Source organism: Streptomyces sp. NPDC005774 (assembly GCF_042871645.1).
GTDB lineage: Bacteria > Actinomycetota > Actinomycetes > Streptomycetales > Streptomycetaceae > Streptomyces > Streptomyces pratens.
This window is the reverse complement of sequence record NZ_JBIAIV010000016.1, coordinates 1-24882: the sequence shown is the minus strand read 5'-3', so window position 1 is coordinate 24882 and position 24882 is coordinate 1. Positions and strand designations below refer to the sequence as shown.

Here is a 24882-nt window from a genome sequence, read left to right as displayed (position 1 = left end):
GCCGGAAGCCACCAGGAAAGCAGATCAGGACGTCGTCCCAGGGGGCGGTTCCGTTCGTGTCGCAGCCGCTACGGAACGGGCCGGGGACGCGGTGCGCATCCCGAACAGGAAGCGCGTCACCCGGGTTCTGCGCACCCTGTACTCATGGACGGTGAAAATGACGGCCAGTGAGGAGAGCGCGAACACGGTGTACTTGACCGCCGCCGGCACGGACCAGCCGACCAGTCCGTAGGCGAAGGCGACCACGACCGGCTGGTGCAGCACGTACCACGGCAGCGCGGCAAGCGCCCCGTACCGCAGGGCGCGGTGGAGGATCCGGTCCCTGCCCCCTGTCCCCGCCGTCCCGTTCCGGGGCCGGTCCAGCAGGCCGAGGATCGCGAGCCCCCAGCACCGGCCCGCCGCCTCGAGCAGTGCCCGGGTGAACAGCGCGAACGGCGTCCACACGGTGAACGGGTCGTCCCCGGCGGCGAATCCGGGCGCCGTTCCGGCGGAGAGGACCAGGCGCTCATGAGCGCAGCGCAACTCGCATTCGAATGAAAATTCTACTTGATGAGGGAGGGCGGCCTCCTCGGGAGGGTCGAGGAGTTCGGGGACTTCCCGGTGGCGGGAAGTCCCCGAACCTTCCGCCGCTGTCCTGTGCCCTCGAAGACCGACCTCGGGCCACGAATCCTGATCGACGGTGCATGAGCGTGCGCGCGCACAAGGTGCGCTTCGACTACAGGCGGTCCCTCACGGGGATTTCGGGCGCGAAGTGGGCGACAGCGGCGACCATTCGGGCCTTGTCGAAGCGCCACCCGGTCACGACCCGGGAGGCCATCGCACCATCGGCGGGCACCGGAACGAGATACTGCAGGGCGGCACGGAGCTTCGGGAAGTTCCCGGGCGGAGACGGAGCGCCCTTCCTCCGGGTGACCCCGATGCAGGGCAGTGAGGGGCCACCCATGGCCTGGTGCCAGAGGACGAAACCTGTGATGTCGTCCCAGGGTACGTGGGCGGTGGTGGCCCTGTACCGGGCGGGGTTCCCGCCGAGGAGTACACCCGTCTCGTCCACCCGGAACGCGACCTTGCCGCTCGACGCGGCGTACGCCATGAACAGGCCGCCCCCGCCGGACAGCGGCAGGCCCAGTAGCTGCGCGAGCAGCGGCGCCTCCGGAAGCAGCAGGACGGCGGTGAAGACGGCGCAGGCCGCCACGAGTCCCCTGGTCCTGCGGTCCCAGCCGTAGCGCGCCTCGTACACGGGCGAGGTGTGATCGGTCATGGCCGGATCATGACAAAGGTCGGCTTTCGGGGAAAGCCCTCCGGGGACAGTGCCGCTCAGGGCTCGATGGCACACACTCAAGGATCGCTGTCACGGGACAGCCGCCGAGGGCTTGGGATACAGCGATGCATCGGATACGTTCCCGTATCGACGGGGGTGGCGGGATGACCGTGGACGGCAGCGGCGGGCGGGTGACCAGACGCCGCGTCCGCACGCGCGCCGACCTCCTCCGGGCGGCGTTCGCCGTGTTCGCGGCCAAGGGCTTCGGGCACGTCTCGATCGAGGAGGTCTGTGAGGCCGCCGGATACAGCAGGGGCGCCTTCTACTCGAACTTCGCCACCCTGGACGGGTTGTTCTTCGCCCTGTACGCGGAGCGCGCCGAGCTGATCGCCGAGCAGGTCTCCGGTGCCCTCGCCGTGGGCGGACCCGACCTCGACGTGCCCGCGGCCGTGGACCGCGTCACCGAGGTACTGCTGCTCGACCGGGACTGGCTGCTGGTGAAGACCGACTTCCTCGTGCGTGCCGCCCGTGACCCGGAGATCTCCCGCACCCTGCTGGAGCACCGCGCCAGGCTGCGCGGCGCCATCACGGACCACCTGGGCCGGGCCCGCGGCCACACCGGACTGCCCGCCGTTCTCGGCACCGCCGAGAACGCCGCGCACGCCGTGGTCGCCGCGTACGACGGAGTCACCACCCAACTGCTGCTGGACGGGGACGTCGAGCACGCCCGCGCCTGGCTGAAACAACTGCTGACCGCGCTGCTGACCGACGGCAGCGCCGAACCGGCCGCGCACCGACGCGGATGAGGAAGGGACTTCTCGCCATGGATGCCGACGTCATCGTCGTCGGAGCGGGTCTCGCGGGCCTGGTCGCGGCCCACGAACTGACCAGCCGGGGCCGCAGGGTCGCCCTCGTCGACCAGGAGAACGCCGCCAACCTCGGCGGACAGGCCTTCTGGTCCTTCGGCGGGCTGTTCCTCGTCGGCTCCCCGGAGCAACGGCGCCTCGGCGTCAAGGACTCCTTCGAGCTCGCCTGGAGCGACTGGCAGGGCAGCGCCGGATTCGACCGGCTCGAGGACGAGGACACCTGGGCGGTGCGCTGGGCGCGCGCCTACGTCGAGTGGGCGGCGGGGGAGAAGCGGTCCTGGCTGACCGGGCACGGCATCTCCTTCCTGCCCACCGTCGGCTGGGCCGAACGAGGTGACCTCCGCGCGGACGGGCACGGCAACAGCGTGCCCCGCTTCCACATCGCCTGGGGCACCGGGACCGGCGTCGTCGAACCCTTCGTCGGCCACGCCCGGCAGGCCTCGCGCGACGGTCTGCTCACCTTCCACCACCGGCACCGGGTCGACGAACTGGTCGTCCGGGACGGCGCCGTGAGCGGAGTGCGGGGCGTCGTCCTGGCCCCGGACGACGCCCCGCGCGGCGTCGCTTCCAGCCGCGAGGCGATCGGCGACTTCGAACTCACCGCCCAGGCCGTGATCGTCACCAGCGGCGGCATCGGAGCCGACCACGACATCGTCCGCCGTCACTGGCCCGAGCGGCTCGGCACCCCGCCCCGCGAGATGGTCACGGGGGTCCCCGCCCACGTGGACGGGCGGATGCTCGACATCAGCGAGCGCGCGGGTGCGCGCCTGGTCAACCGGGACCGGATGTGGCACTACACCGAGGGTGTACGGAACTGGGACCCGGTCTGGCACGGGCACGGCATCCGCATCCTGCCCGGACCGTCCTCGATGTGGTTCGACGCCCTCGGCCGCCGGCTGCCCGAGCCCTGCCTCCCCGGCTACGACACCCTGGGCACGCTCAAGCACCTGCGCACCACCGAGGACATCGCCGGCCACGACCACTCCTGGTTCATCCTCACCCAGAAGATCATCGAGAAGGAGTTCGCGCTCTCGGGCTCCGAGCAGAACCCCGACATCACCGCCAAGGACCGGACCGGGTTCCTGCGCGAACGCGTCCTGGGCAAGGGCGCCCCCGGCCCGGTCGACGCCTTCCTGCGCGAGGGCGCGGACTTCGTGACCGCCTCGACCCTGGAGCAGCTCGTCGAGCGGATGAACGCCCTCACCGACAAGCCGCTCCTCGACGCGGCCGCCGTCCGGCGCCAGATCGAGGCCCGCGACCGGCAGCTCGGTCACTCCTTCAGCAAGGACGCCCAGGTGCAGGGCATCCGCAACGCGCGCCGCTACATAGGCGACCGTCTCGGCCGCGTGGCCACCCCGCACCGCATTCTCGACCCCGCGGCCGGTCCGCTGATCGGCGTCAAGCTGCACGTCCTCACCCGCAAGACCCTCGGCGGCATCCAGACCGACCTCGACTCCCGCGCGCTGGACGGCGGGGGCAGGCCGATCGAGGGGCTGTACGCGGCCGGCGAGGTCGCGGGCTTCGGGGGCGGAGGCGTCCACGGCTACAACGCCCTGGAGGGCACCTTCCTCGGCGGCTGCCTCTTCTCGGGCCGTGCGGCGGGGCGGGCGGCCGGGCGGCAGACGGCGTAGCCGGTGCGGGGCGGGCCGCAGGCAGGGACACGGCCGCTGCCCGCCGCTCCGGCGCCTCGGACACGCCGGAGCGGCCGGAGGGTTCAGCCGTGCCGGTCGTCGAGGAGGCGGGCCAGCACCTCGGCGTGGCTGGTCTCCGGCTCCCTGGCCGCGGTCACCAGCGTCACCCGGCCCCGCGTGGCCAGATCCCTTACGTGTTCGAGGAGTTCGGCAGCCTCGGGAGTGGCGAGCTCCTTCTCGTAGCGCCCGCGGAACTCCTCGTACGGCCGCTCGCCCGTGTGGTACCAGCGGCGCAGGTCCGTCGACGGCGTCAGACCCTTGGGCCACTCGTCCACGCGGGCCAGGTCCTTGGCCAGGCCACGCGGCCACAGCCGGTCGACCAGGACACGGATCCCGTCGTCCGGCTCGGGTGGTTCGTAGACACGGCGCACACGCACGCTCATGATCGGTCCCTTCCCGCGCTCTCCCGGCGAGCCTAACGCCGCCCACCGGGCCGGGCACGGCGGGCAGGCCGGACGGGCAGGCCGGAACGCGGGCCTGCCTCAGGCGCGGCGCGCCTTCAGGCGGCGCTTCAGCGCGCGCCGCTCCGTTTCGCTCGTGCCGCCCCACACCCCGAGGGACTGCCCTGTGTCCAACGCCCAGTCGAGGCAGTGCTGCTGGACAGGGCAGCGTCGGCACACCCCCTTCGCCTGCTCCGTCTGAAGAAGGGCCGGGCCGGAGGTCCCGATCGGGAAGAAGAGGTCGGGATCCTCGTCCCGGCAGGCCGCGCGGGTCCGCCAGTCGTCCATGGAAAATCACCTGATTCGCAGTGGATGCGCACCCTTGGGGTGCCGTACTCCGTTACGGGTCACCTGTCGCCACGGGATGAAACAGCGGCTTCGGCGGGGCGTGTCACCGCGGACACCACTGGCCCGGCCGACGACGAGCACGACGAGGGCACGGTGCCGGCCCTCAACTCCGCAGCGCGGTCGCCGCAGTTGCCGCCACCGCCTCGGCCACCGCCGCCAGGGCGGGGGAGTCCAGCTTCCACTGCTGCCAGTACAGGGGCGCGTCGGCCGCGCGGTCCGGGGCGAAGACGGTGAGCCGGCCGGCCCGCAGCAGGGGACCGGCCTGTGCCTCGGGGACCATGCCCCAGCCCAGGCCTGCGGCGACCGCCTCGGCGAACCCCTCCGAGGTCGGAACGAGGTGCCGGCCCGTGCTCGCCCCGGTGCGGCCGCGGGTGAGCCGGCGGACGAAGGCGTCCTGGAAGTCGTCCCGCCGGTCGAAGGTCACCACGGGCGCCCGCGGCAGCGTCTCCTCCAACGGCCCGGTGAGGTACCGCGCGGCGAACTCCGGGCCGGCCGCGGGGAGATAGCGCATCCGTCCCAGCAGTCGTACGGAGCAGCCCGGCACCGCGTCCGGCGAGGAGGTCACCGCGGCCATCACCACCCCCTCCCGCAGCAGCGCGGCGGTGTGGGACTCGTCCTCGCGGTGCAGTTCGAAGCAGAGGCGCAGCTCGGCCGGGACGCGGGTGAGAGCCCCGAGGAACCAGGTCGCCAGCGAGTCCGCGTTCACCGCCACCGACACCCGGGTCGCCTCTCCGGCCGGGCTCAGCCCCAGCTCCGCGTACGCGTCCCGCTCCAGCCGCGCCACCTGGCGGGCCAGCCGCACCAGCACCTCGCCCGACTCGGTCGGCCGGACCGGGCGGGTCCGCAGCAGCAGAACCCGCCCGGTGCGCTGCTCCAGCGCCTTCACCCGCTGGCTCACCGCGGAGGGCGTCACATGCAGGGCCGCGGCCGCCGCGTCGAAGGTGCCCTCGTCCACCACGGCGAGCAGGGTCCGCACCTGGTCCAGCGGAAGGTCTTCCATCACATCGGCTAAGGGTACGTAAGAAACATTAGCTGTACTGCAATGAGACGCGACCTCTAGCGTCCTGTGCATGACCACCGCCCTGACCACCGCCGCCGCCGGATTCGGCACCGGCCTCTCCCTGATCGTCGCCATCGGCGCCCAGAACGCCTTCGTCCTGCGCCAGGGCGTCCGCCGGGAGGCGGTACTCGCCGTTGTGGGCATCTGCGCGGTGTCCGACGCGCTGCTCATCGCCCTGGGCGTCGGCGGGATCGGCGCCCTGGTGGTGGCCTGGCCCGGCGCGCTGAGCGCGGTCGGCTGGATCGGCGGGGTGTTTCTCCTCGGCTACGGCGTCCTGGCCGCGCGGCGGGCGGTCCGGCCGGCCGGAGCCGGACTCGAGACGGAGGGTGAGGCCGTGACCTCGCGCCGCCGGGCCGTACTCACCTGCCTGGCGATGACCTGGCTCAACCCGCACGTCTACCTCGACACCGTGTTCCTGCTGGGCTCCGTGGCCGCCGACCACGGGCCGTTGCGCTGGACGTTCGGCCTCGGCGCGGTGCTGGCCAGCCTCTGCTGGTTCGCCGTCCTCGGTTTCGGCGCCCGGCTGCTGAGCCGCTTCCTTGCCCGGCCCACCGCCTGGCGGGTCCTGGACGGCCTGGTCGCCGTCACCATGATCGTCCTCGGCTGCACGCTCGTCGCCGGAAGCTGAGGCGGCGGGCTGCTGGTCGTGGTGATGCTCGTCCTGGCCGCCGCGATGCCGGCGCTGCGCCGTTACCGGGTGTGAGACGAGCGCGCCCGGCTCCGACGGGATCCGCCGGAGCCGGCCTCAGAAGACTCCGCGGGTACGCGTCGTCGGCTGTTCCATCAGCCGGACCCGCGTCGCCTCCAGCCGGTGCGCGAGGATCTCGGCGACGCAGCGCACCAGCGTCAGCCCGAGCGCCGGATCCTCCTCGCACAGCCGCAGGACGGCCGCCGCGTCGAACTCGTAGGCGCGGACCTGGCTGAAGGCTTCGGCGCCGAAGTCCCATTCGTGGGGCGGGAAGAGCCAGGACCAGCCCAGCAGGTCGCCCGCGCCGAGCGTGGCGACCGTGACCCGCTGGAGCTCGTTCACCCGCTGATCGAGCGACACCGCCCCGGAGCGGATGACCCAGAAGCGGTCGGCGGTGGTTCCCGCCTCGAAGATCCGGGTGTCCTCGGGGAAGGACACCTCCCGCGCGAGCGCCATCATGCGTTCCCGCTGCGGGGGAGGCAGGGCGGTCAGGAGTTTGATCGCTTTGGTCATGGGGCGGGGCTCCTCGCCGGGCCGTCGGACGGTCCTACGTCCATTGGAGCCGCTGCCGTCGTCCGGGGCACCTCGACGAGGGCGGACGCCGTGGTCCGGGGTGTGGAAAGCCCTGGCTGGACGGGGGAAGCCAGCCAGGGCCGCACAAGGTGGTCAGGGAGGACGGTCGTCGACTCCGTCACCACGTATATGTGAACGATAAACCATCTCTCTGGGCTCGCATCGCCGGAATCGGGGCAGGTGACCTGTTTCACCCCGGGGCCGGTCGCCGCATCCCTCGAGCCGGCCGGCTGCTCCGGTGCGCCGTGGAGACGACAGCCGCTCCGGAACGGGCCGAAAGGTTTGCCGGTGTCATGAGGGGTCAGCCGCAAGAGGGTGACCTTTCTCATCGAACAGGGAGCCGGACGATGTGCCAGGAGCACATGTTTTCAGCCGACGCAGAGCCGCCCGCCATGGAACCGCCCGCCATGGGAGGGCCGTACAGGGAACCGCCCGGTACCGTCCGGGCCGCACCCCGGCGCCCCTACCGGCCGGCCCAGGTGCGTGAGGCCGTGCAGCGGGCGGTGTGCGAACGCTGCCGCGCCACGCACACCCCGTGCGACGCCGCCGCCCTCGCGGACGCCCTGCTCGTCGCCTCCGAACTCACCACGAACGCGATCCTGCACGGCGGCGGCGTCACCGACGTCAGGGTGGACGTCGCCGGACCCGGCGTACGGGTGTCGGTGAGCGACCGCAGTACGGAACTGCCCGTCGCCCGGCCCACGGCCGGCCCGCAGGGACGCCTCACGCCCGGCGGTCACGGCTGGCCCATCGTCTGCCTGCTGTCCCGCGACATCCGCGTCCGGGACCTGCCCACGGGCGGCAAGTGCATCAGCGCGCTGGTCCCCCTGCCCTGAACTGCCGTCGGCCCCTTTCCCCGGATTTGCGCGGTGAAGCGGAGTTTGCGCCACCTGGTCCAGGGCAGTCGGAGGGTCGTACCTCGGACCGACGGCGCACCAGCGGGAGAGGCACGGCTGCTGTGGCACTCCCTCCGGACGTCCTCACAGCGACCGCCCCACGGTGGATCGCCCATGACAACAACTGTTCGGGAGCGAAACCGTATGCTCATAGACACGTCCACCGACCGCCCCGACACCCCCGCCCCCACCGCCGCAGGAGGCCGCAGGCGGCACGACGACGCCCCCGAAACCGCCGCTCTGTTCACCCGGCTGACCTCCCTGGAGGGCGGCCCCGAACGGGAGGCCGTGCGCGACGAGCTCGTCACCGCGTGGCTGCCCATGGCCCACCGCATCGCAGGCCGTTTCCGCGACCGCGGCGAATCCGTCGAGGACCTGCGCCAGGTGGCCGCACTCGGCCTGGTGAAGGCGGTGGACCGCTTCGACCCGGACCGCGGAGCCTTCGAGAGCTATGCCGTCCCGACCATCACCGGAGAGGTCAAGCGGCACTTCCGGGACCGGATGTGGGCCCTGCGGGTGCCCCGCCGCGTGCAGGAGCTGCGGAACAAGGTACGGATCGCCCGGCGGGACCTCACTCAGACGCCCGGCAGTCCCGAACCCGCCCCGGCCGACATCGCCCGGCACACGGGACTGACCGAGGAGGAGGTCACGGCCGGACTGGAGGCGCTGGAGAGCTTCAGCACCCTGTCGCTGGACGCGGAGATGTCACCCGACGACGACGGCTACAGCCTGGCCGACACCCTGGGTGCCTCGGACGCCTCCTACGACATCGTGGTCGACCGTGAGTCCGCCAAGGAAGGCCTGCGCCGCCTGCCGGAACGCGAACGCACCATCCTGTACATGCGCTTCTTCGAGGACATGACCCAGAGCCGCATAGCCGCCCAGCTGGGGATCTCCCAGATGCACGTCTCCCGGCTGATCAGCCGGAGCTGCGCCCGGGTACGCGCCGACGCCATGGGCGGCCGAATGAGGGGAGCACGGAGCCGATGAGTGAATCCGAGATTCCGCCGGACGACGGACGGCCCGTGGACGTCTACCTCGACCTCCTGAGCGTCCGGATGGACACAGAGGACTACCGCCTGCTGCTCCGTGTGGTGGAGCCGGTGCTCCGGGCGATCGAGGAACACCGGCTGTCCGGTCTCGACCTCGCCCTGAACGAGGGTGACGAGGAACTGCCCCAGGAGGTCCGCGACGAGGCCGCCCTCGTCATCGCCACGGCCGTCACCGGCCGCATGGACAACGAGGTGGTCGAGCTGGAGGTCGACGAGAGCGGACCGGTCAGGGTCGTCACCGACGCGACGACCGCAGCCGATCCGTCCCGCCTCGACGAGATCGCCGACTACATCAGGCAGCGCCACCGGCAGAACGACGAACTGCGCGGCATCGCCGAGGTCAGCGGCCTTCCCACCGACTTCTGAACCCGCCAGTCACCGACGTCTGAAACCGTCACCACCCGCTACCCACGACGCCCGGGCCCGTCGCTCACGTCCTCCGGGCGCGCCGTCCTCATCGCTCGGCCGTCGCTCGCCAGCGGGACGTCCAGCGGGCGGGCGAGGCCCACCACCGCCTCGTCCAGCCGCTCCAGATGCCGCAGCACCCGGCCGGTGATCCGGCCGTAGCGCGACGCGCCGTCACCGTCGGAACCGCCCAGCAGCGAGGCGAAGCTCGGCCCCGTCTCGATCCCGGCCGTGGCGTCCTCGCCCGCGACCCGGGCAGCGATCGTCGCGATGTTGCGCACGGTGCGCGCCGTCGCCCCGCGCAGCCGGGGATCCGCGGCGATCGAGGGATGCGCCGGCAACAGCTCGGCCGTCGCAGCCAGCGAGCGCGCCTGGTACGCACAGGTCTCCAGGAGCGCGACGACGTACCGCGCGGTGTCGCGCCGGCCCCGCAGCGGAGTGACCGGATGGGTGAGCGGCTTGGTCGCGGCGCGCAGTTCGCCCAGCGCCTTGTCCAGCTCCCGCGCCCGGTCCAGCAGATCGGCGGCGGGCCCGCCGCTGAGCTGGTCGACGGCAGCCTCGGTGACCTCGGTGAGCCGGTCCAGCACGGTACCCAGCAGCTCGTTCGTCCGCCGATCGGTACGCACCGGCAGCACCAGGAACGCGGCGAACACCCCGCAGGCGGCGCCCAGCGCGGTCTCGGCCACGCGCAGGACCAGCACCTCCCAGCTGTAGGTGTGCAGCAGCGTGTACAGCAGCCCCACCATCGCGGTCACGAAGAACGACATCAGCGTGTACGAGAGCGGGGCCGTGTACGCCATCGCGAAGATCAGCACCAGCATCAGGGCGAACGCGGTCCAGGTGTGCCCGCCCACCAGCCCCGCCAGTGCGATGCCGGCGACGACGCCGAGCACCGTCCCCAGCAGCCGCCGGTAGCTCTTGACCAGGATCTCGCCCGTCGACTCGGTGTTGATGAAGACGAGCCAGCAGGTCAGGACCGCCCAGTGCCAGCCCTGGGAGGGCAGCAGCTCACCGCCGGCGATGGCCAGCGACGACCCCACGGCGACCTGCACGGCGGCCCGGGTGGTGGGCCGTCGCAGCCCCTTGGCCTCCTCGGCCGGCTCGTCCTCCTCGACGGCGTCGATCGCGGCGTCCTCGGCGTCCAGCTCCTCCCGGGACCTGGCCGTCGCGGGGGTGTCGTCCGACTCGTCCTGCGGACCGTCCAGGGCGATCCGCAGGCCCATCACCGCGCGGGACGCCTCGCCGATGGCCCGGAACACGTCCTGGACGGCCGGGGAGCAGGCCGGCAGGTTCTCCTCGTCCCGGTAGGAGAGCAGCCGGTTGCGCACATGCGCGATCGACGTCCCCTGCACGCCGGGCCCGGCGTGCAGAACCTGGGTGCGCAGGGCGAGCAGATCGCGGCGCAGCGCAGCGGTGGCCTCGTCGGGCGCGGGTATACGGCCGGCCTCGGGAGCGGGCGCGCCCGGCAGGTGCAGGGTCAGTGTGTCTGCGCGCTCGGCGCTGCGGGAGGTGAGCAGCAGCAGGCCGAGCCGCTCGGCGGAGATCTCGGCGTCCGCGATCCGACGCTGCACCAGCCGTGCCGACGACACGTCGGGGGTGCCCCGCTCCAGCCGGGTCTGGATCATCAGGGCCGTCTCGTGCAGTCGGGCCGTACCCGCGCGGACGTCCGCCAGAGCCTTGTCCACCTCGTCGCCGTCGGCGTCGAGCAGCACCAGCTGCGCCGTCACGAGCTGCGCCAGCCGGGCACGGAAGGCCTCCCGCAGCCGCGCGAGGAGCCCGGCCGGGGTCACCGGGACGACGGCGAACCGAATGACGGCACTGCATCCGAACGCGATGGCCAGGGTGGCCCAGATCTCCGGCAGCCTGTCGACGGACGCGCCGATGAACAGGGACACGAAATAGACCTGGAAGCCGATCAGCCCGAGCCCGGTCCCGCGGTCGCCGGACCGGCGGGCGTACACCGCGCAGAAGATGAGGACGACGAAGAAGAGGTCCCCGACAACGGTCCGCTCGCTCAGCACCGCGGCCAGCGACACGGACACCAGCGCCACCGGCAGACCGAGGGCGAGCGTGACGGCCTGGGCTCCGCGCCGCTTCTCCCGGATGGCGAAGTTGGTGACCGCCGCGGTCATCGCCCCCGCCACCAGCTGGGTGACACCGGCCCCCGTCACGGCGAGCACGGCCAGTGTCAGCCCGAGCGAGCACACCATCCGCAGCCCGGCCGTCATCCGCAGCATCCCGGGATCGGACGCCGCCAGACGGTCCCGCAGCCGTGTTCCTACCGAGAGCCCCGCCTTCACGCCGCCGCACACTCCCCGTAGCTCGCGTTGATCAGGATGCAAGCATGGCATGTGCCGCCGCTGACCCGCCGGGGGGCTCCCACCGGCCGGAACACCGGCCGGGCACGGCCCGCGGAAGGGCGGAGCGGCCACGGGGACCGGGTCACCGCACGGACAGGCCCGCCTCCTCGACGTGCGTCCGTACCTGCTCCGGAGTCAGGTAGACATCCGTGTACTCGAAGTCCCGCAGCTTGGCGGGCCGGCGGGCCTGGAAGCCGGTCCGTACGAAATCGTCGCCGGCGATCGAGTTCAGCAGCCAGCTGGTCATGACCCTCGTCTTGGCCACATTGGTGCGCAGTGCCGACCAGTGGTACCCGCGGGCCGCCACCTGGGCGGGCAGGCCCCGCAGCTCCACGCCGAGCGGCTTGGAGACGGCGTCGGTGCCGCCGAGGTCCACGACCAGTCCGAGGTCCCTGTGGTGGTACGGCCGAAGCGGCCGGCCGGTCAGCGTCGCGATGATGTTGTCGGCGACCTGCTTGCCCTGCCGTATGGCGTGCTGCGCGGTCGGCGGGCACACCGCGCCCTCCACGCCCCTGGCGTTGTCGGGCACCGCCGCGGCGTCACCGAGGGCGAACACCCCGTCCTCGCCCGGCAGGCACATGCCCGCGTTGACCGCGAGCCGTCCGCGCACGGTTTCCGCGCCGAGCGTGGCGATCAGCGGGCTGGCGACCACGCCGGCCGTCCAGATGAGGGTGCGGGTGGGAACCACCCGGCCGTCGGTGAAGGTGACCTCCGTCGGCCCCGCCTTCGCGATGGAGACGCCGAGCGAGATCTCGATGCCGCGCCGGGTGAGGATCTCCTGCGCGCTGCGCCCGAGCTTCTCGCCCAGTTCGGGCATGAGCTTCGGCGCGATGTCGATCAGATGCCACTTGATCAGGCCCGGGTCCAGCCGGGGGTAGCGCTCGACGGCGGCATGGGTCAGACGCTGCAGACAGGCGGCGGTCTCGGTGCCCGCGTAGCCGCCGCCGACCACCACGAACTGCAGCCGCGAGGCCCGCTCGGCCGGATCCTCGCTCGCGTCGGCGAGATCGAGCTGGGCGATGACGTGGTCGCGGATGTAGGCGGCCTCGGCCAGTGTCTTCATGCCGAACGCGTGGTCCGTGAGCCCGGGGATGTCGAAGGTGCGGGTGACGCTGCCGGGGCTTATCACGATGTAGTCGTACGGCTCGTTGACGATCCGGCCGGTGATGCTGCGGATGACGCAGACCTTTGCCTTCAGATCCACGCCGATGGCACCGCCCGGGATGATCCGGGTGCGGTACTTCGTGCTGCGGCGCAGCGACAGGGCGACCGACTGCGGGGTCAGCACACCGGAGGCGACCTGGGGGAGCAGCGGCAGATAGAGCTGGTAGGAGATCGGTGTCACCAGGGTGATCTCGGCCTCGCCGGGGGAGAGCTTCCGCTCCAGTCGGCGGACGCACTCCACTCCGGCGAAGCCTGCGCCCACCACCAGGATCCTGGGTCGTGTCACGTGTTCATCCCTTTCTGCGGCTCCACACGGTCCGTCTCGGACGTCGACGCCCCTTCACATGTCCTTGGAGCGCTGCCTTGCACCTCTCCGATCGCAGCGCACCACGATCGCGGCAGCGCTCCGCGCCGGGTCCGGACGCCGATCCGGCACGCGCACATGTCCAGCACCACGATGCCCGCACCGGCGCCGGAACGCACCGGGAGAACCGTGGTGCGGGCGGGGCCGCGGGTACCCGCGTCCGTACGGCGGGTGCCCGGCCGCCCGGCGGGCACACCCGAACGCCGACCGGTGACCGGTGAGAGGGAACGGCGAGCGGCGGTCAGCCGTGCAGATGGCAGAGCAGCAGACAGACGTCGTCGTCGCGCTCGGAGTCGCTGAGGAGAGGTTTCAGGATCCGGTCCGCCGCGTCCTCCAGGTCCGTGTCGAGCTCCGCGGGGCCGAACGAACCGAGCGCGGCCGAGAGCCGTTCGATGCCCGGATCGATACCCTCGGCACGGCGCTCGACCAACCCGTCCGTGTAGAGCGTCAGCGTCGAGCCGGGCGCCACCCGCTCGGTGTGGTCGGCGATCTCCTGCTCCAGCGGGATGCCGAGCATCGCGCCCGGCTTGGCGTCCAGGATGCGCACCCGGCCGTCGGGCAGCCGCAGCACCGGCGGCGGGTGCCCCGCGGCGGCCCACGTCAGCGTGGACTCGTCCGGGTGGAACCGGGCGATGACCGCTGTGGCGTACAGGTTCGGCTGGAGCCGGTGCGGGAACTTGTGCAGTCGGCTCAGCAGCCGGCCGGGACTGCCGTCGTCGACGGCGTAGGCGCGCAGCGCGGTGCGCAACTGGCTCATCATGACCGCCGCGTGCAGCCCGTGCCCGGTCACGTCGCCGATGACTGTGATCAGACTCCCGTCCGGCCGGTGGAAGGCGTCGTACCAGTCGCCGCCGATGTTCATGCCGTGGGTGGCCGGCAGATACCGTGCGGCCGGACTCAGCCCCGGCGTCGTGGGCAGTTCGGTGAGCAGGGCACGCTGCAACGTCTCGGCGATGTCCCGGTTGTGCTCGAAGCGGCGGGCGTTGTCGATGGCGATGCCGGCCCTGCGGGTGAGTTCGATCAGCATCACCGCGTCGTCCGGATCCCAGCGCCCACCGGGCGGCGACAGCGTGAGCACGCCCAGCGGAGCCCGATGCGTCAGCAACGGGACGCAGAGCAGGGGCCGGTCGGGTGGAGTACGGAGGGCGGCTGGTCGTCCACGTCGCGCATCCCTCCCGGATGGTCGGCGGCGTACTGCGGCCGACCGGTACGGGCCGCGCGCACCGTGGCGGCCGGACGGGTCGCGGGGTGGTGCGGATCGTCCTCCTCGTCGAACAGCCAGATGCCGACCTGTCCCTCGCTCAGTGCCGTCTGCATGGCCACCACGCGCAGGGTGCCCATGAGCGTGCTCAGCGTGGTCGTGCAGGCCCGCAGCTGCTCGGTCGGCATCTCCTCCAGTTCGGAGGCGAGGAGCTTGTCGACCGGCGGCCACAGGGCGGCCAGCTCGTTCGACACCTGCGTGATGGACAGCCCCGCCCGGGAGCGGGATGTGCTCATCCGTGCCAACTGCTCCCGCACACCGGTGAATCCGGCGGCGTCCGAGTCCTCGACCCGCTGAGCGTCGGCGACTTGGGCCAGGGCGTCGACAACTGCCTTGGCGGCCTCGACCGCTTCGTCGCGCGAGAGGGTGAACACCGTACGGAACAGGGGTTCGTCCGCCCACCGCTGTGCGATCTGCTCACGCCTGCGCCGCAGGAAGTCCCTGACCTCGAGCGTCGGCGTTCCCAGCGGTCCGCCCGCCTCGTGCTCAGGCACCTGTGTCTCCTCGTCGTCGTTTCGGCACCGCTACCGCGCCGGGCCACGGAAAGGTGCCGAGACCTGGCCGGACGACCACTCTGACGACGCTCCGGGCCCGTGCGGCATCCTGTGCCGGAGCGGGGGGCCTCGCGGACGGTGGGCGCCCGCCGCCCGCGCGGGAGCCGGGGAGGTCCGACGCGACGGTGCGCCGGACCTCCCCGGGCTCGGCTCAGGACTCCGGTCGTCCTGTCTCCGGCTGTTGTGGCCCACCGGGCGTGGCGTCGACCCGCTCCAGCGCCTCCTCGGCGCTCTGGGACACCGGGACCGTGATGCTCACGCCGGTCAGGTCCAGGATGCGGCGCACCGCGGGCGTGGGGGAGATGATGTGCACGCTGCCCGGCAGTTCCCGGGCTTCCCGGTAGACGCGCAGGATGATGTTCATTCCGGACGAGTCCATGAAGGGGACCGCCGCCAGGTCCAGCAGGAAGTGCCGACGCCCGTGATGGAGCTGGTTGGCCAGGTGATGCTGGAATTCGGTCCCGGTGTCGGCGTCCAGGTCGCCCTGCACCGTGAGCAGGGCGACATCCTCCCGGACCACGGTCACCTCCACGGACAGCGGGTTCAGGGCCATGGACACACATACCTCCCACATCGAGCCGACGGCCGGGTCCGGCCGCACGCGCGGGCGCCTACCCCGGGATCACCACGTCATGCCGGTCCGTGCGTGCGGGTCCGGTGGGTGAGGCTTTCAAAACAGGACTGGACCTGTGCGGGTTTTGTGTCTTCGCCGGCCGAATGCGCCCGCTCCAGGCGGGTAGTTGGCTGCTGTGGAGACGGACGGAGCCGGAGAGCGGGTCCCGCCCGCTCCGGGATCGTCATCACAGGGGAGGCAAGGAGCAGCGTGCCCACGGACAGTATCTGGTCATACGCGCCGGAGCCGGGTCCCGCCCAGGGGCAGGACCCGGACCTCACGGGATACACCGTCGTCGCGAGCGACGGCAGCACCATCGGCCATGTGAACCGGCAGGCCGACCATCACGCCATGCGGCACCTGGTCGTCGACACGGGCGTCTGGGTGTTCGGCCGGAGTCTCCTCGTACCGGTCGGCGTCGTCTCCGCCGTCGACACCGGCGATCGGAAGATCACCGTGTCCTGTACCAGACCCGAGGTGAAGGCCGCGCCCCGGTTCAGGACCGACAGCGAGACCATGGACCCGGGCTACCTCACGACGGTCGGCGACTACTACTGGGCGCTGACACGGCCCGAGCCCCCGCCCGAGCACGCTCCCGGCACCCCGGCCGGATGACCGTCGCCCGGTGATGTCCGTGCCTGACGCCGGCCGGTGATCCCCGTACCGGACACCGGCCGGCACCGTACGGAGCCCGGCGTGGGCGTCCCCGGGGCAGGTGGCCGTCACCAGGGCAGGAACACATGGATGTCCTTGCCGTCGGCGGCGCCGACCACGCTGACCTGATCGCACAGTGTGTGGATCAGGTGCCAGCCGATCCCGCCCCCGCCGCGGCTCGGCCTGAAGGGCCGGGGCGCGGGCTCGGTGGTACTCGTGTCGTGCATCACCACATGCACTCCGTCGAATGTCCTGCGCAGCCGCAGCCGGAACGGTCCCGGCGCGTACTGGACCGCGTTGGCGGCGAGTTCCGTGACCACCAGGAGGATGTCGTCCCAGTGCTCCGGAGCCGTCGGCGGGGAGATGCGGGCCAGGTCCAGGAGGAACTCCTCCGCCACCAGTCGTGCGTCGGTGACGTCGTGCAACTCCCCGGCGAAGCCGACGACGCGTTCGGTGATTTCCTCTGCGGCCAGTGACTTGTCCCTGTGCGGCTCGGATGCCATGTCGCCTTCCCTGCCCCGGCTACCACGGGCCAGTCGTTCATGTGCCGTACGTTCCTTCGTTCTCCTGGTCTGTGGGTTCCCGGGCCGCCGGACCCTACGCGCCCGTATCCATGTGAGCCGGGGGTGACGGGCACGTCACCCCCGGCGGTCAGCGGAAGACGTTGTCCGAGTCGTCCCAGACCGACGGCTCCTCCGGCAGCGGCTCCCGCTCCGGACGCGAACGGGAGTGGTACATCGCGTCGATCTCCAGGGCGTAGCGCTGCACGATCTCGTCCCGGCGCAGCTTCATCGACGGCGTCAGCAGCCCGTTGGTCACGTCGAACGGCTCCGGCAGCACCCGGAACACCCGGATCGACTCCGAACGGGACACGCTGCTGTTCGCCGCGGTGACCGCCCTCGCGATCTCCTCACGCAACGCGTTCTCCTCCCGGGCCTCGCGCGTGGGCGCGTCGCCCGGCATCGAAAGTGCCCCGCGCCAGTGCGTGAGGAACTCCGGGTCCAGCGTGATCAGAGCCCCCACACAGGGCCGGTCGTCCCCCACCACGACGGCCTGGTGGACGAGTGGATGCATCCGCAGCCGCTGCTCCAGGGCCGCGGGCGCGACACTTTTGCCGCTGCTGGTGATGATGATGTCCTTCTTGCGACCGGTGATCGTCAGGTAACCCTCCGAGTCCAGTCGGCCGATGTCCCCCGTGGCCAGCCAGCCACCGGCCAGTGCGGTCAGGGTGGCGGCCTCGTCGCCCGCATAGCCCTGGAACACCGACGGCCCGCGCACCAGGATCTCCCCGTCGTCGGCGACCCGGATCTCGTTGCCCGGCAGCGCTCGTCCGACGGTGCCGGACTTCTCCCGGCCGAGTGGTTGCATCGTCACTCCGCCGCTGGTCTCGGTGAGCCCGTAGCCGTCGTGGACGTAGATGCCGATGCCCTCGTAGAAGAGGGACAGATCGCGGCTGAGTGTCGAGCCGCCCGAGGTGGCCCTGCGCACCCGGCCGCCCAGCGCGGCCCGCAGCCTGCGGTACACCGTCCGCTCGTACAGGGCGTGCTGCAGCCGCAGGTCGAGGCCGGGCCCCGAGCCACGGCCCAGCCGCTGCCGCTCCACGGCGGCGGCGAAGTCACGGGCCGTGTCGGCGGCCCGCTCGAACAGAGCCCCGCGGCCCGCCTGCTGCGAGGCGCGCAGAAAGTTCTTGTAGATCTTCTCCAGCAGCGAGGGGACTGCGTACAGATAGGTGGGCCGCAGGGTGCGCAGGGCCGAGGACAGGGCCTCCGAGCCGAGATCGGGCTCGTGCCCCATCAGCAGGCCGCCCCGTACGCACAGCCCCTGGATCATCAGCCCGTACACATGGGAGAACGGCAGGAAGGCGAGGACCACGCCCTGCTCGCCCGGCTCCGCCGCGGTCCGGGACCAGCCCTCCAGCAGGGTGTCGCAGGGGGCGGCCAGATTGCGGTGGCTCAGCGCGCACCCCATGGCCTGCCCCGAGGTGCCGGAGGTGTAGGCGATCACCGCCGTGGAGTCCGGCAGCACGATCCTGCGCAACGAGTCGACCGTGGCCGGCGGTATGTACTCGCCGCGCGCCACCAGCTGGTCCAGCGCACCCGAGTCCAGTTGCCAGACGTGCCGCAGCCGCGGCAGCGCGGCGCACACGGACCCGACGGTCATCACACCCTGTTCGTCCTCGACCACCACGGCAACGCATCCGGAGTCCCTGAGGATCCACTCCACCTGCTCCCGTGAGGAGGTCGGATAGATGGGGACGACCTCGGCACCCACGGTCCACAGCGCGTAGCACAGGACCGTCCACTCGTAACGGGTCCGCGCCATGATCGCCACACGGTTGCCCGGGGACAGTCCGGAGGCGACCAGCCCCTTGGCCAGGTCGACGACCTGGTCGCGGAACTCCAGCGCGGTGACCTCCTCCCAGGACGCGGAGGCCGGATCGGCACGGCGGGCGAGCATCGGCAGGTTCGGGCTCTCGGCCGCCGTCTCGAAGAGACTGTCCGCGAGGCCGCCCGTCAGGGGTGAGGCGGCCTGGGGAGCGAGAGCGAGGTCGCGCATGCACTGCTCCTGACATGTACGGGCTGTGACTCGGCCGACGAGCGGAGTCATCGGCGGTGCCTGAATGTAGCCGAGCCCGAGCGTTCCGGGGCCGGATCGCCGGAACTGTGGCCACATTGATGATCACGCCGCTCCGGTGGCCCGAGCCTGCCCGCGCATTCCGCCCGTATTCCCCGCCGGGGCCTTCCGCCCCGGCATTCCGCAGGTACGCGCCGTACTCGTGTCCGGTCGCTGTCCGGACACGAGTACGGGGGGGCGGGAGGGCCGCCGGGCCTCACAGGTCGTGCGGCACCAGCCACACCGTCGAGAGGGGCGGGAGGGTGATGCCGACGCTGCCGTCCTCGGGCTTGACCGGGTCCGGGTTGGTGACGTCACCGCCGCCGTAGCGGGCCGCGTCCGTGTTGAGGACCTCCCGCCAGGCGACCACGTCGTCGGGCACCCCCAGCCGGTGGTCGTGCCGGACGACGGGGGAGAAGTTCGACACCGCGAGCAGCGGAGTGCCGTTCCGGTCGTACCGCAGGAACGCGAGCACGTTGTCCTCGGCCGCGTCCACCGACACCCAGCGGAACCCGCCCGGATCGGTGTCCCGCTGCCACAGCGCGCCTGTCGCCCGGTAGCGGGTGTTGAGGTCGCGCACCAGGTCCTGTACACCGCGGTGGTCACTCGCAAAGCGGTACGCGTCGTCCAGCAGCCACCACTCCGGGCCGTGCTCCTGGGACCACTCGGCGCCCTGCGCGAACTCCTGTCCCATGAAAAGCAGTTGCTTGCCGGGGTGGGCCCACATGAAGCCGAGGTAGGCCCGGGTGTTCGCCCGCCGCTGCCACCAGTCGCCGGGCATCTTCGACACGAGGGCCTGCTTGCCGTGCACGACCTCGTCGTGGGAGATCGGCAGCACGTAGTTCTCGCTGTACGCGTACACCATCGAGAACGTCATCTCGTGGTGGTGGTACTTACGGTGGACCGGCTCGTGGCTCATGTACTGCAGCGAGTCGTGCATCCAGCCCATGTTCCACTTCAGGCCGAATCCCAGACCGCCGGTGTCGGTGGGCCGGGTCACCCCGCCCCACGCGGTCGACTCCTCCGCGATCGTCACCACTCCCGGGCACCGCCGGTACACGGTCGCGTTCATCTCCTGCAGGAACGCCATCGCCGCCAGGTCCTCCCGGCCGCCGTGCACATTGGGTTCCCACTGGCCGGAGTCCCGCGAGTAGTCCAGGTAGAGCATCGAGGCGACGGCGTCCACCCGCAGCCCGTCGATGTGGAACTCCTGGCACCAGTACACGGCGTTGGCGACCAGGAAGTTTCGTACCTCGGTCCGGGCGAAGTCGAACGTGTACGTCCCCCAGTCCGGGTGCTCCGCCCGCCGGGCGTCCCCCGGCTCGTACAACGGGTCCCCGTCGAACCGGGCCAGCGCCCAGTCGTCCTTCGGGAAGTGGGCCGGCACCCAGTCCATGATCACGCCGATCCCGGCCCGGTGCAGGGCGTCCACCAGGTACTTGAAGTCGTCCGGGGTGCCGAGGCGGGCCGTGGGCGCGTAGAAACCGGTCACCTGGTAGCCCCAGGACGGGCCATAGGGATGCTCGGCGACCGGCATCAGCTCGACATGGGTGAAACCGAGGTCCTTGACGTAGGCCGGCAGCACCTCGGCAAGCTCGCGATACGTCAGCCCCGGCCGCCAGGACGCCAGATGGACCTCGTACAGCGAGAACGGAGCCTCGTGCACGGGCACCTGGGCGCGGTGTTTCATCCACGCGGCGTCGTCCCACGTGTAGTGCGAGGCCGTCACGATCGACGCGGTGTTCGGCGGCTCCTCCGCGAGGCGCGCCATCGGGTCGGCCTTCAGGGCCCGCCCGCCGTACCGGGAGTGCACCTCGAACTTGTAGCGGGCGCCCTCGCCGATCCCCGGCAGGAACACCTCCCATACGCCGGACGAACCGAGCGAGCGCATCGGGAACGCCGTCCCGTCCCAGCAGGTGAAATCGCCCGCGACCCGGACGCCCTGCGCGTTCGGCGCCCACACGGTGAAGCGGGTGCCGGTCACCCCCTGGTGGGTCATGGGGTGCGCGCCGAGCGCCGTCCACAGTTCCTCGTGGCGCCCCTCGCCGATCAGATGCAGATCCAGTTCGCCGAGCGAGGGCAGCATCCGGTACGGATCGTGCACCTCGACGGCGTCCTCGTCGCCGTACGCCACCACCAGCGTGTACGCGGGGACCGCGTCCAGCGGCAGGACCCCGGAGAAAATGCCGTCGCCCTCCGAGGTGAGCGGGGTGTGCTCGCCGCCGGTGACCACACTCACCGTGCGCGCGAACGGCCGCAGCGCCCGGAAGGCGATGCCGCCCGGCACCGGGTGGGCGCCGAGCAGCGCGTGCGGATCGTGGTGGGCGCCTGCCAGCAGGCGCCCCCGGTCGACGGGATCGAGGGCGGGTGCGGCCCCGTATGTCTCCGGGGCGGACAGGGCGGACAGGGCGGACAGGGCGGACAGGGCGGACGGGACGGACCCGGCCGACTCGGGAAGCGGTGTGTCGTGCAGGGCCACGGCTCAGTCTCCTCTCACGGCGAGGCGCTCGATTGCCGCCATGGGTACGGGCAGCCAGTCGGGTCGGTGCCGGGCCTCGTACAGCACCTCGTACACGGCCCGGTCCGTTTCATAGGCGCGGAGCAGGCCGTGCTTCTTGCGCGGGTCCCAGCCGGCGCGAACCGTGTAGCCCGCGCAGTAGGCCTCGCGACAGCGGCGCGCCCACTCCGGGCGCCAGGGGCGGCGCTGGCGGGCGGCGTAGTCGAACGAGCGCAGCATCCCGGCGATGTCCCGCAGGGGGGAGTGGGCGCTGCGCCGTTCGGAGAGCGGCCGGGACGGCTCGCCCTCGAAGTCGATGACGAACCAGTCGCGTCCGGCCCGCAGCACCTGTCCGAGGTGCAGGTCGCCGTGGATGCGCTGGGCGGGCGGCCCGGGATCGCAGGTCGCGAGTGCGGCGAACGCCGTCTTCAGACCGGGTACGAACGGCTGGAGCACGGGTACGGAGTGCGCGGCGGCGGTCAGCCGCTCGGTCATCCCCTCCGCCGTCAGCCCGTTCTTCCCGGGGCCGCCGACGGGGAAGGCCGCGCCGAGCGCCAGATGCACGTCCGCGGTGGCCCGGCCGAGGGCATGCGACTGCGCGGTGAAGTCGTCACCGGCGGCCAGCGCCTCCAGGGCCAGCGTCCAGCCGTCGGAGGCATTGCGAAGGAACGGCTGGAGGACGCCGAGCGTCGCCTTGAACGGATGAGTGGTGCGCAGCCAGGCCACCGGGGCGGGCACCCGGTGGCAGCCCTGCCGTGCCAGTGCGCCCGGCACCTCCAGATCCGGGTTGACCCCGGGCTGGATCCGTCGGAAGACCTTCAGGATGAACTCGTCGCCGTACACCAGCGAGGAGTTGGACTGCTCGGCGTCCAGCAGCCGCGGCACCAGCCCGGCCGGCACCCGCCGGGCCGCGTCGCCCTCGAACCGCAGCGGGCCCACCACTCCGGGGTGCCGCAGCCGTTCCAGCAGCAGCTGCGCCGACCGCGGGTCGTGGAGCGCGTCGTAGACCGTGCGCCCGGCCAGTGCCCCGTCCTGCACCCTGCCGATGACCGCCCGGCCCAGGCGCGGCGAAGGATGCTCCCGTACGCCGAGGAGGAGCTGGTAGCAGTCCCCGGCCCAGGGAGTGTTCCCGGGAGAGGGCACACCGCCGTGGCCGGCATGGACCAGCAGATGCAGACAACCGGGGAACAGCTCCGTCATCGACAGCACATGGAGGTCGGTGACGGGCCGGTCCTTGCCGGCGAACCAGCGCTGCTCCGGCAGCCACTCGCGCAGCAGCCCGGCGAACGACTCCATGGGTTCGGCGGCCGCGCTTCGCGGACGCAGGAATGCGGTCTTCGTCATGGTGACGCCTCCTGTCGTCGGCGCACGGTCACAGTCGCCGGCCGATGCGGGTGCGGGCCGCGGCTCGGGTGAGCCTGAACCAGTAGAAGCCGTGGCCCCCCAGGGTCAGCAGATACGGCAGTTCGCCGATGGCCGGGAAACGCACCCCGCCGAACAGTTCGACCGGGTGGCGTCCGTCGAAGGCGCTCAGATCGAGCTCGGTGGGCTGCGCGAAGCGGGAGAAGTTGCTGACGCAGAGCACCAGGTCGTCCTCGTACTCCCGCAGGAAGGCGAGAACGGCGGGGTTGGAGGAGGGGAGTTCGGTGTAGGTGCCCAGGCCGAAGGCGTGGTTCTGTTTGCGGATCTCGATCATCCGGCGGGTCCAGTGCAGCAGCGACGACGGCGACGCCATGGACGCCTCGACGTTGGTGACCTGGTAGCCGTAAACCGGGTCCATGATCGCCGGAAGATAGAGCCGTCCGGGGTCGGAGGACGAGAAGCCGGCGTTGCGGTCGGGGGTCCACTGCATGGGCGTGCGCACCGCGTCGCGGTCGCCGAGCCAGATGTTGTCGCCCATGCCGATCTCGTCGCCGTAGTAGAGGATCGGCGAGCCGGGCAGTGACAGCAGCAGGGCGTTGAAGAGCTCGATCTGGTTGCGGTCGTTGTCCAGCAGTGGGGCCAGGCGCCGGCGGATGCCGATGTTGGCGCGCATCCGCGGGTCCTTGGCGTACTCGGCCCACATGTAGTCGCGTTCCTCGTCGGTGACCATCTCCAGGGTCAGCTCGTCGTGGTTGCGCAGGAAGATCCCCCACTGGCATCCCGAGGGAATGGCCGGGGTCTTGGCCAGGATCTCGGAGACGGGGTAGCGGGACTCGCGCCGCACGGCCATGAAGATGCGGGGCATCACCGGGAAGTGGAACGCCATGTGGCACTCGTCGCCGCCGGCGGCGTAGTCGCCGAAGTAGTCGACGACGTCCTCCGGCCACTGGTTCGCCTCGGCGAGGACCACCGTGTCCGGGTACTGTGCGTCGATCTCCTTGCGGACCCGCTTCAGGAAGGTGTGCGAGGCCGGCAGGTTCTCGCAGTTGGTGCCCTCGGCCGCGTACAGATACGGCACGGCGTCCAGCCGGAAACCGTCGATGCCCAGGTCCAGCCAGAAGCGCAGGGCCGCCAGGATCTCCTCCTGGACCCGCGGGTTCTCGTAGTTCAGGTCCGGCTGGTGCGAGAAGAAGCGATGGAAGTAGTACTGCCCGCGGACCGGGTCGTACGTCCAGTTGGACGCCTCGGTGTCGACGAAGATGACCCGCGCGTCCGGATAGCCCTTGTCGTCGTCCGCCCACACATAGAAGTCCCCGTAGGAGCCGTCGGGACCCTTGCGGGACTCCTGGAACCACGGGTGCTGGTCGCTGGTGTGGTTCATGACGAAGTCGATGATCACGCGCATGCCCCGCTGGTGGGCGGCGTCCACGAACTCCACGAAGTCGGCGAGGTCACCGAACTCGGGCAGCACCGCGGTGTAGTCGGCGACGTCGTAACCGCCGTCGCGCAGCGGTGACTTGAAGAACGGAGGCAGCCAGAGGCAGTCGACGCCGAGCCACTGCAGATAGTCGAGCTTGGCGGTCAGCCCCTTCAGGTCGCCGATGCCGTCGCCGTTGCTGTCCTGGAAGGAACGGACGAGGACCTCGTAGAAGACGGCACGCTTGAACCAATCGGGGTCCCGGTCCCTGACCGGAGTGTCCTCGAAAATGTCCAGCACTGGTTCGTTGACAGTCATGACGCTCCTGACTCTCCGGTTCGCTGTGCTGCGGGCGGTCGCTGGACGTGCAGGACATGCGCAGGAGCCCGCCCCGGTTCCAGTCGCACGTAGTTGGTGTCGCCCCAGCGGTAGGTCTCGCCGGTGAGTTCGTCGCGTACCGGTACCGACTCATGCCGATCCAGGCCGAGTTGCGGCATGTCCAACGAGACCGTGGCCTCCTGGGTGTGGTGGGGGTCGAGGTTGGCGACCACCAGCACGGCATCCGCTCCGCTGCGCTTGCTGTACGCGATGACCGCGTCGTTGTCGGTGTGATGGAAGCGGAGGTTTCTGAGCGCCCGCAGCGCGAGGTGTTCCCGGCGGATGGTGTTGAGGCGGGTGATGAGGGGGGTGATGGTGCGGCCGTGGTGTTCGGCGCCGGCCCAGTCGCGGGGGGTGAGCTGGTATTT

At 71.3% G+C, this 24882-nt stretch carries 22 protein-coding genes and 2 pseudogenes; 7 read left to right on the top strand and 17 right to left on the bottom strand.

The window, feature by feature from the left end; genetic code table 11:
• Positions 1 to 24 precede the first annotated feature (24 nt).
• Both ACFYQA_RS16865 and ACFYQA_RS16860 read right to left on the bottom strand, forming a co-directional pair.
• Complete coding sequence (locus tag ACFYQA_RS16865; RefSeq protein ID WP_388917699.1) at positions 25 to 522, bottom strand: hypothetical protein; 498 nt, start codon at positions 520 to 522, stop codon at positions 25 to 27.
• 193 nt (positions 523 to 715) lie between these two features.
• Complete coding sequence (locus tag ACFYQA_RS16860; RefSeq protein ID WP_388917696.1) at positions 716 to 1258, bottom strand: hypothetical protein; 543 nt, start codon at positions 1256 to 1258, stop codon at positions 716 to 718.
• A 164-nt stretch (positions 1259 to 1422) separates the two neighbouring features.
• Between ACFYQA_RS16860 and ACFYQA_RS16855 the strand changes: the two genes are divergently transcribed.
• Positions 1423 to 2064 (top strand): TetR/AcrR family transcriptional regulator, encoded by a 642-nt coding sequence (locus ACFYQA_RS16855; RefSeq protein ID WP_388918082.1) that lies wholly within the window; start codon positions 1423 to 1425, stop codon positions 2062 to 2064.
• Between the two features lie 17 nt (positions 2065 to 2081).
• Positions 2082 to 3755, top strand: coding sequence for an FAD-binding dehydrogenase (locus ACFYQA_RS16850; protein ID WP_388917693.1), 1674 nt, complete (start codon positions 2082 to 2084; stop codon positions 3753 to 3755).
• 83 nt (positions 3756 to 3838) lie between these two features.
• Here the strand turns inward: ACFYQA_RS16850 and ACFYQA_RS16845 are convergent, their stop codons facing one another.
• The 3 genes from ACFYQA_RS16845 to ACFYQA_RS16835 form a co-directional block, all read right to left on the bottom strand.
• A complete protein-coding gene (locus tag ACFYQA_RS16845) occupies positions 3839 to 4198 on the bottom strand; it encodes a DUF488 domain-containing protein (RefSeq protein ID WP_055592860.1) in 360 nt (119 codons plus the stop codon).
• Between the two features lie 99 nt (positions 4199 to 4297).
• The gene (locus ACFYQA_RS16840) at positions 4298 to 4543 is read right to left on the bottom strand and encodes a WhiB family transcriptional regulator (protein ID WP_388917689.1); all 246 of its coding nucleotides are present in this window, start codon (positions 4541 to 4543) and stop codon (positions 4298 to 4300) included.
• Between the two features lie 163 nt (positions 4544 to 4706).
• A complete protein-coding gene (locus ACFYQA_RS16835; protein ID WP_388918079.1) occupies positions 4707 to 5603 on the bottom strand; it encodes a LysR family transcriptional regulator ArgP in 897 nt (298 codons plus the stop codon).
• Between the two features lie 70 nt (positions 5604 to 5673).
• On the opposite strand from ACFYQA_RS16835, the gene ACFYQA_RS16830 reads away from it, so the two are divergent.
• The gene (locus ACFYQA_RS16830; RefSeq protein ID WP_388917686.1) at positions 5674 to 6291 is read left to right on the top strand and encodes a LysE/ArgO family amino acid transporter; all 618 of its coding nucleotides are present in this window, start codon (positions 5674 to 5676) and stop codon (positions 6289 to 6291) included.
• A 117-nt stretch (positions 6292 to 6408) separates the two neighbouring features.
• Here ACFYQA_RS16830 and ACFYQA_RS16825 read toward each other — a convergent pair whose 3' ends face one another.
• Positions 6409 to 6864, bottom strand: a complete 456-nt coding sequence (locus ACFYQA_RS16825; protein WP_388917683.1) for a cyclic nucleotide-binding domain-containing protein — start codon at positions 6862 to 6864, stop codon at positions 6409 to 6411.
• A gap of 452 nt (positions 6865 to 7316) precedes the next feature.
• Here ACFYQA_RS16825 and ACFYQA_RS16820 point away from each other — a divergent pair, with 452 nt between their 5' ends.
• The 3 genes from ACFYQA_RS16820 to ACFYQA_RS16810 all read left to right on the top strand — a co-directional run bounded on the left by ACFYQA_RS16820 (position 7317) and on the right by ACFYQA_RS16810 (position 9238).
• A complete protein-coding gene (locus ACFYQA_RS16820; RefSeq protein WP_388918076.1) occupies positions 7317 to 7760 on the top strand; it encodes an ATP-binding protein in 444 nt (147 codons plus the stop codon).
• 204 nt (positions 7761 to 7964) lie between these two features.
• Positions 7965 to 8810 carry a SigB/SigF/SigG family RNA polymerase sigma factor gene (locus tag ACFYQA_RS16815; protein WP_388917680.1) on the top strand — a complete coding sequence of 282 codons (846 nt, stop codon included), beginning with the start codon at positions 7965 to 7967 and terminating at the stop codon, positions 8808 to 8810.
• Positions 8807 to 9238 (top strand): hypothetical protein, encoded by a 432-nt coding sequence (locus ACFYQA_RS16810; protein WP_388917677.1) that lies wholly within the window; start codon positions 8807 to 8809, stop codon positions 9236 to 9238. The genes ACFYQA_RS16815 and ACFYQA_RS16810 overlap by 4 nt, the downstream gene beginning before the upstream one ends.
• Positions 9239 to 9276: 38 nt before the next feature.
• Here the strand turns inward: ACFYQA_RS16810 and ACFYQA_RS16805 are convergent, their stop codons facing one another.
• The 5 genes and pseudogenes from ACFYQA_RS16805 to ACFYQA_RS16785 all read right to left on the bottom strand — a co-directional run bounded on the left by ACFYQA_RS16805 (position 9277) and on the right by ACFYQA_RS16785 (position 15539).
• Positions 9277 to 11514, bottom strand: coding sequence for an FUSC family protein (locus ACFYQA_RS16805; protein ID WP_388917674.1), 2238 nt, complete (start codon positions 11512 to 11514; stop codon positions 9277 to 9279).
• A gap of 205 nt (positions 11515 to 11719) precedes the next feature.
• Positions 11720 to 13087 (bottom strand): NAD(P)/FAD-dependent oxidoreductase, encoded by a 1368-nt coding sequence (locus ACFYQA_RS16800; RefSeq protein WP_388917671.1) that lies wholly within the window; start codon positions 13085 to 13087, stop codon positions 11720 to 11722.
• A gap of 319 nt (positions 13088 to 13406) precedes the next feature.
• A pseudogene (locus ACFYQA_RS16795) lies at positions 13407 to 14455 on the bottom strand (PP2C family protein-serine/threonine phosphatase); the annotation flags it as partial.
• Positions 14456 to 14920 (bottom strand): annotated as a pseudogene (locus tag ACFYQA_RS16790) (RsbRD N-terminal domain-containing protein); the annotation flags it as partial. It abuts the pseudogene before it with no gap.
• A 211-nt stretch (positions 14921 to 15131) separates the two neighbouring features.
• Positions 15132 to 15539 (bottom strand): STAS domain-containing protein, encoded by a 408-nt coding sequence (locus ACFYQA_RS16785; protein ID WP_388917668.1) that lies wholly within the window; start codon positions 15537 to 15539, stop codon positions 15132 to 15134.
• A gap of 264 nt (positions 15540 to 15803) precedes the next feature.
• Between ACFYQA_RS16785 and ACFYQA_RS16780 the strand changes: the two genes are divergently transcribed.
• Entirely contained in the window at positions 15804 to 16208 is a 405-nt protein-coding gene (locus ACFYQA_RS16780) for a PRC-barrel domain-containing protein (protein WP_386392196.1), read from the top strand.
• Positions 16209 to 16315: 107 nt separating this feature from the next.
• Here the strand turns inward: ACFYQA_RS16780 and ACFYQA_RS16775 are convergent, their stop codons facing one another.
• The 6 genes from ACFYQA_RS16775 to ACFYQA_RS16750 form a co-directional block, all read right to left on the bottom strand.
• Positions 16316 to 16750 carry an ATP-binding protein gene (locus tag ACFYQA_RS16775; RefSeq protein ID WP_386392199.1) on the bottom strand — a complete coding sequence of 145 codons (435 nt, stop codon included), beginning with the start codon at positions 16748 to 16750 and terminating at the stop codon, positions 16316 to 16318.
• Positions 16751 to 16898: 148 nt separating this feature from the next.
• Positions 16899 to 18803, bottom strand: a complete 1905-nt coding sequence (locus ACFYQA_RS16770; protein WP_388917665.1) for an AMP-dependent synthetase/ligase — start codon at positions 18801 to 18803, stop codon at positions 16899 to 16901.
• 274 nt (positions 18804 to 19077) lie between these two features.
• Entirely contained in the window at positions 19078 to 21339 is a 2262-nt protein-coding gene (gene glgB, locus ACFYQA_RS16765; RefSeq protein WP_388917662.1) for a 1,4-alpha-glucan branching enzyme, read from the bottom strand.
• 3 nt (positions 21340 to 21342) lie between these two features.
• The gene (locus tag ACFYQA_RS16760; RefSeq protein ID WP_388917659.1) at positions 21343 to 22701 is read right to left on the bottom strand and encodes a maltokinase; all 1359 of its coding nucleotides are present in this window, start codon (positions 22699 to 22701) and stop codon (positions 21343 to 21345) included.
• Positions 22702 to 22729: 28 nt separating this feature from the next.
• Positions 22730 to 24454: a maltose alpha-D-glucosyltransferase gene (treS, locus tag ACFYQA_RS16755; RefSeq protein ID WP_388917656.1), complete on the bottom strand. Its 1725-nt coding sequence runs from the start codon at positions 24452 to 24454 to the stop codon at positions 22730 to 22732.
• Positions 24451 to 24882: alpha-glucosidase C-terminal domain-containing protein (locus tag ACFYQA_RS16750; RefSeq protein ID WP_388917653.1), on the bottom strand; the 432-nt coding region annotated here is incomplete at its 5' end. The genes treS and ACFYQA_RS16750, both read right to left, overlap by 4 nt.